Here is a 14,931-nt window from a genome sequence, read left to right on the forward strand (position 1 = left end):
ATGTCGGAAGAAGTCCTGCAACAGGCAGCCCCGGGCTTGATCCCGGGGTCAGGCACAGCGCGCGCCGCCAAGCCGACGCGCCTGTCGCCGTCCTTCATCTCCTGGCTTCAGGCCGGGCCGATGATGCTGGTGTTTCTCGCCTTCTTCCTCATTCCGCTCGTCTTCGTCGTCATCGTCTCGTTCTGGGACTACAACGAGTACCAGCTGCTGCCGGCTTTCTCCGGCCGCGGCTACACCGACACGTTCGAGGGCTGCATTGCGCAGCTGCCCGATCTCTGCACCATCGGCAAGACCTATCTGAAGACGCTGAAGCTCTGCTTCATGGTGTGGGCGATCACGCTGTTCATCGGCTTCTGGGTTGCCTATTTCCTCGCCTTCCACGTCAAGTCCAAGACCTGGCAGATGGGCTTGTCGCTGCTCTGCACGATCCCGTTCTGGACCTCCAACGTGATCCGCATGATCGCCTGGATTCCGCTGCTCGGGCGCAACGGCCTCGTCAACTCGGGCCTGATGAAGACGGGCCTGATCAACCATCCGATCGAATGGCTGCTGTTCTCCGAATTCTCCGTCGTGCTGGCGCTGGTCCACCTCTTCACCTTCTTCATGGTGGTGCCGATCTTCAACTCCATGGTGCGCATCGACAAATCGCTGATCGAGGCCGCCTATGACGCCGGCGCCACCGGCTTCCAGACGCTGGTCAACGTCATCATACCGCTCGCCAAGCCGGGCATCGTGATCGGCTCGATCTTCGTCATCACCATCGTGATGGGCGACTTCATCACCATCGGCGTGATGGGCGGCCAGCAGATCGCCGCGGCCGGCAAGATCATCGAGACGCGGGTCAACGCACTGCAGTTCCCGGCCGCCGCCGCCAATGCCGTGATCCTGCTCGCGATCACCTTCCTGATCATCACCATGATGTCGCGCATCGTCGACATCAAGAAGGAGCTGTAGAGCATGAAGGAAGGACGCCCGCGCTCTTTCTACGTGCTCGCGATCTTCTTCGCGGCCTACGTGCTGTTCCTCTACGGCCCGATGATCGCGATCTACGTGCTGTCGTTCCAGGGGCCGCAGGGCGGCCTCACCTTCCCGATGAACGGCGTGTCGACCTTCTGGATCGCAAAGCTGTTCCAGGGCACCGGCATCGTCGATCTCGGCGCGGCCTTCCGCCGCTCGCTGCTGCTCGGCATCATCGTGATGATCGTCACCGTCGTGCTGTCGGTCGCCGCCGGCATGGCCTTCCGCAGGAAGTTCAGGGCGCAGAGCATCCTGTTCTACTCGGCGATCGCGAGCCTGATCGTTCCCTCGATCATCACCTCGCTCGGCATCTCCCTCGAATTCCGCATCATCGACGACCTGATCAAGGCGCACTGGAACGAGAATTTCGAAACCTCGATGGGCCTGCTCACCTCTGGACTCGGCGCGCACCTGACCTGGACGCTGCCGTTCGGCCTGCTCATCATGTTCGCGATCTTCAACCGCTTCGACCCGCGCCTCGAGGAAGCCGCGCGCGATCTCGGCGCCACGCCATGGCAGACGTTCCGCCATGTCGTGCTGCCGATCATCCTGCCGTCCGTGATCGGCATCGGCCTGTTCGGCTTCACCCTGTCCTGGGACGAGCTCGCGCGCTCCAGCCAGGCGATCGGGGCGGTGAACACGTTGCCGCTCGATCTCCAGGGCCTCACCACCACGGTGACGAACCCCGACATCTATGCGCTCGGCACCGTGATTTCGGCCGTCTCGTTCACGGTGATCACCCTTGCGCTCGGCACCATCCACATGCTCAACAAGCGGCAGGCGGCCAAGGGCTCGGACGCCGGCAAAGGGCTCGTCTGACAAAGGACTTGTCTGATCCGATGCGGCTGCACGTCGTCAATCCCAACACCACCGCGTCGATGACGGCGAAGATCGCCGCTGCGGCGCGCAGCGTCGCCCTGCCCGGCACGGTGATCGACGCGCGGCAGCCGACGATGGGCCCGGTCTCGATCGAGGGATTTTACGACGAAGCCTTCGCCGTGCCCGGCATGCTCGGCTGCATCCGTGAGGCCGACCGCGACGGTGCGGACGCGCACATCATCGCCTGCTTCGACGACACCGGCCTCGATGCCGCCCGCGCCGTCGCCAAAGCGCCGGTGATCGGAATCGGCGAGGCCGGCTTCCACATGGCGAGCCTGATCGCGGCGCGCTTTGCCGTGGTGACGACGCTCGGTGTCTCCATCGTGCCGATCGAGCACAATTTGCGGAAATACGGCCTCGCCGATCGCTGCGCCCGCGTCCGCGCCGCCGAGGTGCCGGTGCTGGCGCTCGAGGCGCGCAACACGGACGCGCTCGCGAAGATCTCCGCGGAGATCGCGGCCGCGGTCCGTGACGACCGCGCTGACGCCATCGTGCTCGGCTGCGCCGGCATGGCCGATCTCGCCGCCGAGCTCGCCGCCACCCACGGCCTGCCCGTGATCGACGGCGTCGCGGCGGCGGTGACGCTGGCGGAATCACTGGTGCGGCTTGGCCTGAAGACCTCCCGCCTCGGCCCCTACGCGGCACCGCGGCCGAAGACCTATTCCGGACCGTTTTCGCCGTTTCAGCCTTGATTCCCAAGCCGGAGCGAAGCCTCCGAGGCCCCAAGGCCTGCTGATTGCTGGTTTTTTGGCCTTTAGCCTCTTTTTGGACCCATTCCTTGCCGACACGTAACGTTTTCGGGACGCCCCGGCCGCCTCAGCGCTGCCGGTCTTCGCCACTCACCAAGTTTCAATTTGGGTTTTGTCAGCGATGATCGATCTCGCCCAGGACACACCGTCCAATCCGCTTTTTCGTCTCGGCGCCCAGCCCATCGCGCTGACCGCCGCCGCGCTCCTGCTCCTGATCGCCGGCGTCACCTCGATCGCGATCTGGCGTGCCTATACCGGCGCCGCACCTGAGACCGACCGGGTGGTGGCATCGCGGCAGCTTCAGGCGCGGACCGCCCAGGCCTCCGAGCAGCTGGTCGAGAAGACCAAGGGGCTGGAAGCGACCCAGCAGGAATCGATCGACCAGCTCCAGGTGGTGCAGGATCAGCTCCAGACGATGAAGCGGCTGATGGCGGCGCAGCAGGCCGACACCAAGCGTCTTGCCGAGCAGGTGGCATCGCTGAACGAGTCCATCGACGGCCTGCGGCAGTCATTCGCCAGCGCGCGAGCCACCGACGTCGAAGCGCCCGCGGTTACCCGCAGGAAACCGGCGCGGCACCGCGTCCAAGCCAGCGCGCGCAAGCGCTCGCGCGGCTGAGCCGCCACAACGCGACTAATTTTCTCGACTTGTGAACTGGATCACATTCGCCGGTATGATTCCGCGCGATGCTCCCGGCTACCGGATGGCGTGAGCCGATTTCAATGTCCGGGGCTGGCAAGGTCGTTGACGGTATACTGCGTCAACGGCCTTGTTTTTTGGTCGGTCAGTCTCTCGTCGAGGACGCTATTCGCAGACATCCACACGGCGGATACGCCAGCCCGCGGGCGTCATGACGCGCTTCCGCGCGACGTAGCAGCCGCCATAACCATCGTTGTAGCCGTAGCCGGTACCATAATAGTAGGAATCGCCGTAATAGGGGTAGCCGTAGCCGTAATAGCCGCCGTAGAAACCGGCGCCGGCAATGCCCGCCCCGATTGCCACTCCAGGCCAGAAGCCGCCGCCGCGCCAATGGCCGCCATGGCCCCAGCCGCCGCCATGACCCCAGCCGCCATGTCCGAATCCCCGCGCCTGGGCCGCCTGCGGCACTGACAGCCCGACCGCCGCGACGGTCATCGCCGCCATCATCATCCTGCGTAACATCACTCGATCCTCCGCGTGGACACGCTCCACGCTTCAAAGCGGGATCAAGCTAACGTCACTTCGGCATTCCGGACAGCCACGCTGCCTCACTTCCGCGCGAGCCCTCAGCAGCCGCGGCAGATGCTCTTGAGCTTCTTGTCGAGCATCCGATTCTCGGCATTCACGGCTGCATCAGCCGCGCCGCTTGTGCCGGAGCCGGTGGTTACTCCTGCGCCCGGCCCTGACGACTGAGCCGTGCCGAGGCTGTTGGTGCCGGGCGGCGGGGCCGGCGAATTGGCGACACCTCCGGCCGATCCTGCCGCGCCGCCGCTCGACCCGGCAGAGCCGCCGGTGGCCTGCGCGAAGGCCACGGCCGGCATCGCCGCGAGCGCGAAGATCAGGATCAGGGTTCTTGTCGAGACGGCTACAGGCGATGCTGCCATCGAGAATTCTCCTTTACCGGTCAACCGCCGCGGCGGAGTCCAGTTCCGGAACAAATGCCGTCACATCAGCTTGAGCGGGCATGATCGGGGCGCGCCAATCCGCGGACGCCATGCAGCGCTCCGGCGGGGTGCGCCGATGCTTATGCCGCCGCCGCCGTCTCGGTCCGGTCCTCGACCATGGTCACGAACATGTGGGAGTCTTCGCTGGCGCTGCCCACCTGGATCCGGCGAGCGCAGATGACGCGGCGCCCTCGCGCGGGATTGTCGATGGTGTCGACGATCGGCTCGAGCTGCTGCTTCTGCGCGAGGAGCTGCTGGTCGCGCCGCTCGATCAGTTCAGCCGCCTCCGCGGAGAACAATTCCCGCGCGGTCTTGCCGATGATCTCGCCGCGCGTCATGCCGATCATCTTCTCGGCGGCCTTGTTGACGAAGACGTAGCGCAGATTGCGCGCGTCCTTGGCGATGATGCCCTCGGCCACGTTCTCGATGATGGTGGCGAGGAAGCGCTCCATCCGCTCCAGAATGCGCTCGCGCTGACGCTGTTCGGTGACGTCCTCCTGCACCGAAACCCAGCCGCCGCCGTCCATCGGACGCTCGTAAATCTTGATGGTGCGTCCGTCGTTGAGGGATATCTCGTAGACCGTCGGCTCGCGCCTGGCGATCCTGCCGAGAACCGCTGCGAGATATTTCGCGACGTCGCCATCGAACAGCCCGCTCTTGACCCGGTGCTGGAGGATTTCCTCGAGGGTGGATCCGGCCTGGATCGTCTCCGGCAGATTGTAGATCCGCCGGTAGTTCGAGTTCATCGCCACCACATTGGCCTTGCCGTCGAGCATGATCAGGCCCTGCGGCATGCTGTTGATCGCCGCCGAGAGCTGCCACTTCTTGGCCTGGTACTTGTCGTTGAACTTGTCGCGCTCGGTCATCGCGGCGTCGCGCGCCTGGGCGGTGCCGAGCTCGAGCTCCTCGAGCTCGAAGATGCGTGCGACGGCGTCGCGGAAGTTCTGCACGGCGCGCGCAAGACGTCCGATCTCGTCGTGACGGCCGAAATGCGGCACCTCGCTCTTGACGTCGCCTTCCGCGATCCGGTCGGTCGCCTGCGTGATCTCGGCCAGGGCGCCGACGACCGAACTGCGCATGACGACGACGTTGAGCGCCGCCAGCATCAGGGCGGCAAGTCCGAGCGCGAACAGATAGGCCGCCGCATAGCGGTTGTCGTCGGCGAGCTCGTCCGCCTCGCGGGCGCGCTGCTGGTAGATGCGCTCGAGCGCCTCGATATCGCTGTTGAGCTTGCTGCGCACGTTCCGGTTGGCGTCGTTGTCGCCCCATTCGCGCGCCGCTGCCGGGCTGATCTCCACGCCGCGCCGGACCAGCTCCTGGCGGAAGTCGATGAACTGGATGATGCGCTGGCGGAAGCCCGCGAACAGCTGGGCGTCGTCCTTGCCGACGTTCTTCTCCATGCTCTTCAGGGCCTCGGCGAGCTCGCGGTTGCGCCGGACCAGCCCATCCGCGAACTGCTTCGCCGCGCTGCGATCGGCCGACATGTAGATGCCGCGCGAATCCATCACGATGGCGTAGATCAGCGCATTGATCCGCCCGACGCCGATCGCCGCCGCGGCGGACGAGGCGTGCATGTGACGATAGGTCGTCTGCAACCGCACGGACTGGACCGACATCACCAGGAGGAAGGTGGTGACGATCGCAAGGAAGGCGGCAATGCTGTAGACCTTCTCGGCGACCGTCAGCGTGTCGGCTCCGCGCGCGAGTCTTACGAACTTCTTCAATAGATTGGTTCCGGCGCCAAAGCCGGATTCCAGCGCCGTCGCATCCATGGCGCCGCTCCTCCTGGTTGAAAACGCTGAACGATAAGCGTGATCGCGCTAGCGGAGGATTAAAGTCCCAGCCTGTATTTTTACGGTGCGGAACCGTGCCGCGCGGGCTTCTCTTAACCGATCCGCTTCAGGCCTTTCGTGAAGCGCGGACCGTTGGCCACGTAGAATTTCGCCGCGCCCCCCATCTTCTGCACCTGGGCGTCGTCGAGCGTGCGGAGCACGCGGGCCGGCGCGCCGATGATCAGCGAGCGTTCGGGAAATTCCTTGCCCTCGGTGATGACCGAACCGGCACCCACGATGCTGTTACGGCCGATCCTGGCGCCGTTCATCACGATCGAGCCCATGCCGATAAGCGCGCCGTCCTCGATGGTGCAGCCATGCAGGATGACGTTGTGGCCGACCGTGCAGTTCCGGCCGACGACGAGCGGAAAGCCGAGATCGGTGTGGCAGGTCGAGCCATCCTGCACATTGGCGCCCTCGCCGATCTCGATCCACTCATTGTCGCCGCGCAGCACGGCGCCGAACCAGACGCTCGCGCCCGGTTTCAGGCGCACCCGGCCGATCACGGTCGCGGTCTCCGCGATGAAATAATTGCCGTCGGCGGGAAGATCGGGCGCCTGCCCGTCGAGCTCGTAGATCGCCATGAAGGTCTCCTGTCACGTCGACCTCAGCCATAGCGAAACGGCGGCGAAGAGGCAAAGGAACCGGCGCGGGCGATCCGGCCGGGCGTCAGCCCAGAACGCCGGCCGCGCGCAAGGTCATCAGGAAGAAGGTGCCGCTCATCATGCTCCAGAACCCGGCGATGAGGGTTGCCATCATCACGAACTCGGCGCGGCGGCTTTCCAGCCGCCGGCCGCGCAGCGTGTTGCGCATGATGATGAAGGGGGCGGCGAACACCAGGAACGGCACCGCCGCGAAGGTCTTCGGCGCCACGCCGTCCTGCAACAGGCCGAAGCCGGCGGGGCGCTGCGCCAGCGCCTGGTATCCGTTCACGAGCGCGCCCGCGAGCGCGAACCCAATGCAGATCGAGAAGAAAGTGTTGAGAGCTTCAGGTGTCATCGGAACGGTCCGCCCTTACGCAACGCCACCGCCTTCCTGTGACAAAGAGTGCCGGTTAACGCTACATTATCCTTAAGGGAAGGTTAACGCCGCCGCCTGTTCCGCGCAGGGCCGTCCCCGCTCCGCCGCAGCCGGGAACGCTGCGCGAAATCGCGGCCGCGTGGCATATTCGCCGCTGATTCGTCGGCCACCGGCCGACGTCCGGATCTCTTGCGCTAGCTCATGACGGTGTTTTCGGAAGCCCCCTTCAGGTCCCCCCGCACGCGCACCCGGGCGCATGTCGTCCCGATCGTGCTCGGCGGCATTGCCGCGGCCGGCGCGGTCGCGCTGGTCGCCTATTTGCTGTGGCCGACCTGGGGCCCGCGCGGCGCGAACGCCCCGGACAAGCTGCCGGTGAGCGTCGGCGGCACGCTGTTCAACCTGCCCGTGAACGCAATCCGCATGAAGATCCAGCGGCACTCCGGACCGCAGGAGCGCATCGATCTCGACTTCCTCTATCCCTCGCTGGAGCCGCCGGGCGCACCCAAGCACGTCACTGCCGACACGGTGGAAGCGGCGGTGCAATCGATCGACCGCATCTTCCTGTCGATCGCGGCCCATCACGATGCGCTCTCGCCCGAGCAGCGAACAGCAACGATCTATCCGCGTTACCTCGACAAGGCCGCCGCCCAGCCCGCGGACGGCCTCACCATGCGGATGTTCCGCAACGACACGCCTTACGGCAGCGAGGACCTCTATTCCGCGGCAAGCCCCGCACTCACTGCGCGCTGCACGCGCGATGGGGCGACGCCGGGCATGTGCCTGTCGGAGCGCCGCGTCGGCGGCGCCGACCTCACCTTCCGCTTTCCGCGCAGCTGGCTGTCGCAATGGCACGACGTGGCGGACGCGATGGACCGGTTGACCGTGCAGTTGCGCGGGCCGAAGGGGTGAGCGAGGCTCGCTGCTCTGCCGTGGGATCGGCTGGGCTGGTGCCCCCAAAACAAAAACTGCGAAAACAACCCCATGCACAGTAGCCAAGCATCGGCAGCATCTCGCATTTTCGTATTTTTCGAAATGCCGTTGACCCGTCGGGCAAATCAGGAGCGCAATGGGGTCAAAAGGAGGTCGACCTAACGCGGTTGCGCATCTTCCGCCGGGACCGGAATTGCCCGGATCGCCGCACCGATGTGTGACTGATATCACTGATCATAGATTGCACTTGGTCATACTGCGAGTAATCTGACGCTATTGCATTCGGGGGCTGGAATGCGGCTTCGGCTATTTGTTTTGTTGATTGTTGCGAGCTGGTTCGGGACCGGCGCTGCGCTGGCCGAAAAGCGCGTCGCGCTCGTCATGGGCAACTCGGCCTACAAGAACGTGGCGAGGCTGGCGAACCCCGCGAACGATGCCGCCTTGGTCGGCGGCATGTTCAGGAAGGCGGGGTTCGATACCGTCGACGTCAAGCTCGACCTGAACGTCGTCGACATGCGCAAGGCGCTGCGCGAATTCGGCGGCAAGGCCCGCGAGGCCGATGTCGCGGTCATCTACTACGCCGGCCACGGCATCGAGCTTGACGGCACCAATTATCTGATCCCGACCGACGCCGCCCTGGAGACCGATACCGACGTTCTGGACGAGGCGTTTCCGCTCGACAGGGTGCTGTTTGCTATCGAGCCGGCCAAGCAGCTCCGGCTCGTCATTCTGGACGCCTGCCGCGACAATCCGTTCGCCAAGACGATGAAGCGCACGATTGCCTCACGTGCCATCGGACGCGGCCTTGCCAAGGTCGAGCCGGCCAGCCCGAACACGATGATCGCCTTTGCAGCGAAGGCGGGCTCCACCGCCTCGGACGGCGATGCCAGGAACAGCCCATTCGCCACCGCTCTGGTCGAACGCCTGCCGATGCCGGGCCTCGATCTGCGCAAGGCGTTCGGCTTCGTGCGCGACGACGTGCTCAAGACCACCGGCTACAAGCAGGAGCCCTATGTTTACGGTTCGCTCGGTGGCGATGACGTTTCGCTCGTCCCTGCCAAACCGGCTGCCGCCGGGCCGCAAGCCAACCCGGACAGCGAAATCCGACGCGATTACGAATTGGCGCTCCAGCTTGGCACGCGCGATGTGTGGACCGCTTTTCTCAATCGCTATCCGAGCGGGTTCTATACCGATCTGGCAAAGGCACAGCTAAACCGGATTGCTGCCGAGGATGCGCGCGCTGTGGCCGCCGAGAAGGCCAGGCAGGCCGAGGACGAGAAGGCAAGGCTCGCGGCCGAGCGGGCCAAGAAAGCCGAGCAGGAGAAAGCCGCGGCGGCCGCCAAGGCCGCTGAGGATGCCAAGAAAGCGGCGGAGAAGGCCAAGCAGATCGAAGAGGCCAAGGCGGCCGCCGCCGAACAGCGGCGGAAGGACGTCGAAGCCGCAATGGCGAAAGCTCTCGCCGACAAGCAGGCCGCCGAGAAGGCGCTTGCCGACAAGGCCGCTAACGAGCTGGCTGCAAAGCAAGCAAATGATGAGGCGCAGGCCGAGCAGAGAGTCGCAGCGGTAACCCCAGCTCAATCATCGCCCAGTCTCTTGCCGCAGGAGACCGCAAAGCTGGTTCAGTCCGAGCTGCGCCGCGTGGGTTGTCTGGCGGCATCGGCAGACGGCGAGTGGAATGCGTCGTCACAACGTTCGCTGACGCTGTTCAACCAATATGCGGGAACGAAGCTCGACCCCAAGCTCGCGAGCTTCGAGGCGCTCGACGCCATCAAGGCCAGGCCGGGCCGTGTCTGTCCACTGGTGTGCGATCACGGCTTCAAGGCCGATGGCGACGCTTGCGTGAAGATCGCCTGCCGTGCCGGCTATCGCGTCAACGACGACAACGAGTGCCAGAAGGCGCCGGACAAGAAGCCGGTCCCGAGCCGCGAGGATGCCAAGAAGAAAGAATTGGAGCGGAAGCAAACTGAAGTTACACCCACGAAGCCGCAGGCGTCTGGCCAAATCATTTGCAGTACATCAGGCTGTCGGCCGGTGAGGCCCGGCTGTCGCATCTCAATCCAGAAGTATGGCTCCGCAGTCTCCATGGTAGGAGGGGGGCAAGCGGAAGTGTGCGACTAAGCGGCGGCAGAGAGGCAGTGTGATAAACATCACTGAGCGCAGATTGCGTTTGGCCATCCTGCGAGTAATCTGACGCTATTGCATTCGGGGGCTGGAATGCGGCTTCGGCTGTTTGTTTTATTGATTGTTGCGAGTTGGTTCGGGACCGGCGCTGCGCTGGCCGAGAAGCGCGTCGCGCTCGTCATGGGCAACTCTGCCTACAAGAACGTGGCGAGGCTGGCGAACCCCGCGAACGATGCCGCCTTGGTCGGCGGCATGTTCAGGAAGGCCGGGTTCGATACGGTCGACATCAAGCTCGATCTCAACGTCGCCGAGATGCGCAAGACGCTGCGCGATTTTGGTGGCAAAGCCCGCGAGGCCGACGTTGCGGTGGTCTACTATGCCGGTCACGGCATCGAACTCGACGGGACCAACTACCTGATCCCAACCGATGCGACGCTCGAGACCGACAGCGACGTCCTCGACGAAACGATTGCGCTGGACCGCGCCATGTTCGCAGTCGAGCCCGCAAAGCAGCTCCGCCTGATCATCCTCGACGCCTGCCGCGACAATCCGTTCGCCAAGACGATGAAGCGCACGATTGCCTCACGTGCCATCGGACGCGGCCTTGCCAAGGTCGAGCCGACCAGCCCGAACACGATGATCGCCTTTGCAGCGAAGGCGGGCTCCACCGCCTCGGACGGCGATAAGAACAGCCCGTTTGCCACAGCTCTGGTCGAACGCCTGCCCACGCCGGGGCTCGACCTGGGCAAGGCCTTTCGATTCGTTCGCGATGATGTGCTCAAGACCACCGGCAACAAGCAGGAGCCTTTCGTGTACGGCTCGCTCGGCGGTGACGACGTGGCCCTGGTTCCGGCCAAGCCGGTCGCGACCGGGCCGCAAGCGAATCCCCAAGATGCAGTTCGCCGCGATTACGAGCTGGCGCTGCAGGCTGGTGATCGCGACGCATGGGAAGCGTTCCTCCAGGCCTATCCCGAGGGTTTTTACGCGAACCTTGCGCGGGTGCAATTGAAGAAGATCGGGGCCGAAGATGCCCGCGCCCTCGCAGCAGAGAAAGCCAAGCAGGCTGAAGACGAGAAGGCGCGGCTCGTGACAGAGCGCGCCAAGAAGGCTGAGCAGGACAAGGCTGCAGCCGCCGCGAAGGCTGCCGAAGATGCCCGCATTGCGGCCGAGAGGGCCAAGCAGGTCGAGGAGGCCAAGGCGGCGGCCGCCGAGCAGCGCAGGAAGGATGCAGAAGCAGCCGTCGCCAAGGCGCTGGCCGACAAGCAGGCTGCCGAAAAGGCGCTGGCCGAGAAGATTGCAAACGACAAGGCAGCTGCCGATTTGGCGAAACAGGCGGCTGAGAAGGCCCAGCGTGACGGTGAGCAGAAGGTCGCGGCCGTGGCCCCGACCCAGTCGCCGCCCTCTCTCTCGCCGCAGGAGACCGCCAAACTGGTGCAGTCAGAACTGCGCCGCGTGGGCTGTCTCGCGAGCAATGCGGACGGTGACTGGAATGCGTCATCGCAGCGCTCGCTGGCCCTGTTCAACAAGCATGCCGGCACGAAGTTCGACGCCAAGCTCGCGAGCTTCGAGGCGCTCGATGCCATCAAGGCCAAGCCGGGGCGGGTCTGCCCGTTGGTGTGCGACCGCGGCTTCAGGGCCGATGGCGATAATTGCGTCAAGATCGCCTGCCGCGCCGGCTACCGCGTCAATGACGACAATGAATGCGAGAAGGTCCAGGACAAGAAGCCCGTGGCGACCCGAGATGACTCTAACCCGCGAGATGACGAGCGGAAGAAGACCGAAGCCGCGCCGTCGAAGCAGACGACAGGGCAAATATTCTGTAATAACCTTGGTTGTCGTCCAGTTCGGCCGGGCTGCCGACTTGAGAGACAGGGTGTTGGCGGCATTACTGGCATCACTACGCACGAGATCTGCAACTGAGGACGAGTTCTCCATGGCTCGCATGGCCGCGGCGAAGCGTGATTGACGCCACTGATCGCAGCTTTGCATTCGGCCATTCAGCGATTAATCTGACGCTATTGCATTCGGGGGCTGGAATGCGGCTTCGGCTGTTTGTTTTATTGATTGCTGCGAGCTGGTTCGGGACCGGCGCTGCGCTGGCCGAGAAGCGCGTCGCGCTCGTCATGGGCAACTCGGCTTACAAGAACGTGGCGAGGCTCGCGAACCCCGCGAACGATGCCGCGCTGGTCGGCGGCATGTTCAGGAAGGCCGGGTTCGATACGGTCGATATCAAGCTCGATCTCAACGTCGCCGAGATGCGCAGGGCGCTGCGCGATTTTGGTGGCAAAGCCCGCGAGGCCGACGTTGCGGTGGTCTACTATGCCGGTCACGGCATCGAGCTCGACGGGACCAACTACCTGATCCCAACCGATGCGACGCTCGAGACCGACAGCGACGTGCTCGACGAGACGATTGCGCTGGACCGCGCCCTGTTCGCGGCCGAACCCGCCAAGCAGCTGCGCCTGATCATCCTGGACGCCTGCCGCGACAATCCGTTCGCCAAGACGATGAAGCGCACGATGGCCTCGCGCGCCATCGGACGTGGCCTTGCCAAGGTCGAGCCGACCAGCCCGAACACGATGATCGCCTTTGCGGCCAAGGCGGGCTCGACCGCCTCGGACGGCGATGCCAGGAACAGCCCGTTCGCCACCGCTCTGGTCGAACGCCTGCCGATGCCGGGCCTCGATCTGCGCAAGGCGTTCGGCTTCGTGCGCGACGACGTGCTCAAGACCACCGGCTACAAGCAGGAGCCCTATGTGTACGGCTCGCTCGGCGGCGATGACGTACCGCTGGTTGCAGCGAAGCCAGTCGTCGCGGGGCCGCAGGCCAACCCGGACGCCGAAATCCGACGCGACTACGAACTGGCGCTTCAGCTGGGTACGCGTGACGGATGGACGGCCTTCCTCAATCGCTTTCCGAGCGGCTTCTATTCGGATCTCGCCAAAGGCCAGCTGAACAAGATCGCGGCCGAGGCAACCCGCGCCGCCGCGGCGGAAAAGGCCAGGCAGGCCGAGGAGGAGAAGGCCCGACTGGCATCCGACCGAACCAAGAAGGCCGAGCAGGAGAAAGCAGCAGCGGCCGCGAAGGCCGCTGAGGACGCAAAGGCAGCGGCGGAGAAAGCCAAGCAGATCGAGGAAGCCAAGGCGGCGGCCGCCGAGCAGCGCAGGAAGGACGCAGAAGCGGCTGTCGCCAAGGCCCTGGCCGACAAGCAAGCTGCCGAAAAGGCGCGCGCCGACCAGATTGCGAACGACAAGGCCGCTGCCGAGCTGGCTGCAAAGCCAGCAAATGACAAGGCGCAGGGCGAGCAGAAGGTCGCGGCAGTTACCCCAACTCAATCGTCGCCCAGTCTCTCGCCGCAGGAGATCGCAAAGCTGGTGCAGTCGGAGCTGCGCCGCGTCGGCTGTCTGGCGGTCGCTGCCGACGGCGACTGGAGTGCGTCATCGCAGCGCTCGCTCACGCTGTTCAACAAATATGCGGGAACGACCTTCGATGCCAGGCAGGCGAGCTTCGAGGCGCTCGACGCCATCAAGGCCAAGCCGGGCCGGGTCTGCCCGCTGGTGTGCAATCACGGATTCAAGGCCGACGGCGACGCCTGCGTGAAGATCACCTGCCGCGCTGGCCACCGTGTCAACGATGACAATGAATGCGAAAAGGTGCAGGACAGGAAGCCGATTGCAACTCGCGATGATGCCAACAAGCGGGATGCGGAGCGGAAGCAGATCGAATCCAAACCAGCGAAGCCTCAGACGAGCGGACAAATATATTGCGCGGCCACGGTGGGTTGTCGCCCCGTTCGCCCCGGCTGCCGGCTCGAGCAGAAGGGCTCGTCCAACGTCGAGGTCTGCAACTAGCTCGATCGCAACTCCGAGGCCCTCCGCGGAGGGCTTGCTGGATTGCTTCGCTTCGCTCGCAATGACGTGGAGAGAGTGACTGCTCCTGATCGACGAGATCGTCTTCGAGGATCGCCATCTGGAGCTGGAACGAACGAACGACGTTCTTGTCGTCGACGAACAGCACGCGGATACTTCCTCCCAAGCCGCCGTGCAAGCTCACTGTCTCTTCAGCTCTTCCCGGACCTGCTGGCGAATGCGCTCCAGCAGGCCCTCCGCCTTCATCTGTCTCAGAACCACGGCCAAGCGCGTCCCCAGCTCTGCATGCCTTTTGTTCAAATAGGGGTAGAGCGGGATCGGATTTCCAAACGTCAACAGCGGACGGATCGAGGTGACATTCTTGAATTCGGCCCCGTAAAGCGCGTTATTTATGGAGACGTCGAGATCGCAATAGAAGTCGACCCGTCCAGCCAGCAGCATTCTTACTCCGATCTCCTCGGTCGAAATAGTCGACAGGCGCTCGGCCGGGACCAGCGGCGACAATGAACGCTGGCACAGCTCGACTCCGCGGCGATAGATGCCGCTCCAGTTCGTCGCCTCAAGATCCGCCAGGCGCTGCAAACTGAGCTCCGGCCTGCTGACCCAAAGTCCGAACACCACATCGTAGATCGGCTCTTCGACCCTCACCTGCTCGGGGTGCGAATCCGCGTAGGCAAACACGCGCAGGAACTGACCGTCCACGGCGCCGGAATCCACCATCACGGTCCCGCGCTGCGCCGGCATGGTGATCACCTCGATCGGAATGCCGAGTCGTTTGAACGCCTCCTCATAGGTCTGTCGCTGCCATTTGCCCTCAAAAGTGCTCTCCGATTGGTCGGTCGCCATCACGAACGGACGTGTCGGCTGCGATCG

14 protein-coding genes and 1 pseudogene are annotated in these 14,931 nt (G+C 64.5%); 8 read left to right on the forward strand and 7 right to left on the reverse strand.

The window, feature by feature from the left end; genetic code table 11:
- The 4 genes from AC066S_RS20180 (at window position 1) to AC066S_RS20195 (ending at window position 3,261) form a co-directional block, all read left to right on the forward strand.
- Entirely contained in the window at window positions 1–954 is a 954-nt protein-coding gene (locus AC066S_RS20180; protein ID WP_126257872.1) for an ABC transporter permease, read from the forward strand.
- Window positions 955–957: 3 nt separating this feature from the next.
- Window positions 958–1,836: an ABC transporter permease gene (locus tag AC066S_RS20185; RefSeq protein ID WP_028141148.1), complete on the forward strand. Its 879-nt coding sequence runs from the start codon at window positions 958–960 to the stop codon at window positions 1,834–1,836.
- Between the two features lie 20 nt (window positions 1,837–1,856).
- Window positions 1,857–2,588, forward strand: a complete 732-nt coding sequence (locus AC066S_RS20190; protein WP_478270576.1) for an aspartate/glutamate racemase family protein — start codon at window positions 1,857–1,859, stop codon at window positions 2,586–2,588.
- Between the two features lie 178 nt (window positions 2,589–2,766).
- Window positions 2,767–3,261 (forward strand): hypothetical protein, encoded by a 495-nt coding sequence (locus AC066S_RS20195; RefSeq protein WP_478270446.1) that lies wholly within the window; start codon window positions 2,767–2,769, stop codon window positions 3,259–3,261.
- A gap of 186 nt (window positions 3,262–3,447) precedes the next feature.
- On the opposite strand, the gene AC066S_RS20200 is transcribed toward AC066S_RS20195, so the two are convergent.
- The 5 genes from AC066S_RS20200 to AC066S_RS20220 form a co-directional block, all read right to left on the reverse strand.
- Window positions 3,448–3,804 carry a hypothetical protein gene (locus AC066S_RS20200; protein WP_478270447.1) on the reverse strand — a complete coding sequence of 119 codons (357 nt, stop codon included), beginning with the start codon at window positions 3,802–3,804 and terminating at the stop codon, window positions 3,448–3,450.
- A 104-nt stretch (window positions 3,805–3,908) separates the two neighbouring features.
- A complete protein-coding gene (locus AC066S_RS20205) occupies window positions 3,909–4,226 on the reverse strand; it encodes a hypothetical protein (RefSeq protein WP_126257868.1) in 318 nt (105 codons plus the stop codon).
- Between the two features lie 140 nt (window positions 4,227–4,366).
- Window positions 4,367–6,058: a PAS-domain containing protein gene (locus AC066S_RS20210; RefSeq protein WP_478270448.1), complete on the reverse strand. Its 1,692-nt coding sequence runs from the start codon at window positions 6,056–6,058 to the stop codon at window positions 4,367–4,369.
- 113 nt (window positions 6,059–6,171) lie between these two features.
- Window positions 6,172–6,702 carry a gamma carbonic anhydrase family protein gene (locus AC066S_RS20215; RefSeq protein WP_135169254.1) on the reverse strand — a complete coding sequence of 177 codons (531 nt, stop codon included), beginning with the start codon at window positions 6,700–6,702 and terminating at the stop codon, window positions 6,172–6,174.
- Window positions 6,703–6,787: 85 nt separating this feature from the next.
- Window positions 6,788–7,117, reverse strand: a complete 330-nt coding sequence (locus tag AC066S_RS20220) for a DUF6949 family protein (RefSeq protein ID WP_126257865.1) — start codon at window positions 7,115–7,117, stop codon at window positions 6,788–6,790.
- 222 nt (window positions 7,118–7,339) lie between these two features.
- On the opposite strand from AC066S_RS20220, the gene AC066S_RS20225 reads away from it, so the two are divergent.
- The 4 genes from AC066S_RS20225 to AC066S_RS20240 all read left to right on the forward strand — a co-directional run bounded on the left by AC066S_RS20225 (window position 7,340) and on the right by AC066S_RS20240 (window position 14,040).
- Window positions 7,340–8,047 (forward strand): hypothetical protein, encoded by a 708-nt coding sequence (locus AC066S_RS20225; protein ID WP_126257864.1) that lies wholly within the window; start codon window positions 7,340–7,342, stop codon window positions 8,045–8,047.
- Window positions 8,048–8,362: 315 nt separating this feature from the next.
- On the forward strand, window positions 8,363–10,186 hold the full coding sequence (locus AC066S_RS20230; protein WP_478270449.1) for a caspase family protein: 1,824 nt from the start codon (window positions 8,363–8,365) through the stop codon (window positions 10,184–10,186).
- 96 nt (window positions 10,187–10,282) lie between these two features.
- On the forward strand, window positions 10,283–12,109 hold the full coding sequence (locus AC066S_RS20235) for a caspase family protein (protein ID WP_478270450.1): 1,827 nt from the start codon (window positions 10,283–10,285) through the stop codon (window positions 12,107–12,109).
- 116 nt (window positions 12,110–12,225) lie between these two features.
- Window positions 12,226–14,040, forward strand: coding sequence for a caspase family protein (locus tag AC066S_RS20240; protein ID WP_478270451.1), 1,815 nt, complete (start codon window positions 12,226–12,228; stop codon window positions 14,038–14,040).
- Between the two features lie 82 nt (window positions 14,041–14,122).
- Here the strand turns inward: AC066S_RS20240 and AC066S_RS20245 are convergent.
- Together AC066S_RS20245 and AC066S_RS20250 are read right to left on the reverse strand one after the other, a co-directional pair.
- Window positions 14,123–14,212: pseudogene (locus AC066S_RS20245) on the reverse strand (DUF3126 family protein); the annotation flags it as partial.
- Between the two features lie 26 nt (window positions 14,213–14,238).
- Window positions 14,239–14,907, reverse strand: coding sequence for a substrate-binding periplasmic protein (locus tag AC066S_RS20250; protein ID WP_478270452.1), 669 nt, complete (start codon window positions 14,905–14,907; stop codon window positions 14,239–14,241).
- Window positions 14,908–14,931 lie beyond the last annotated feature (24 nt).

Source organism: Bradyrhizobium sp. CFUWI (genome assembly GCF_056429085.1).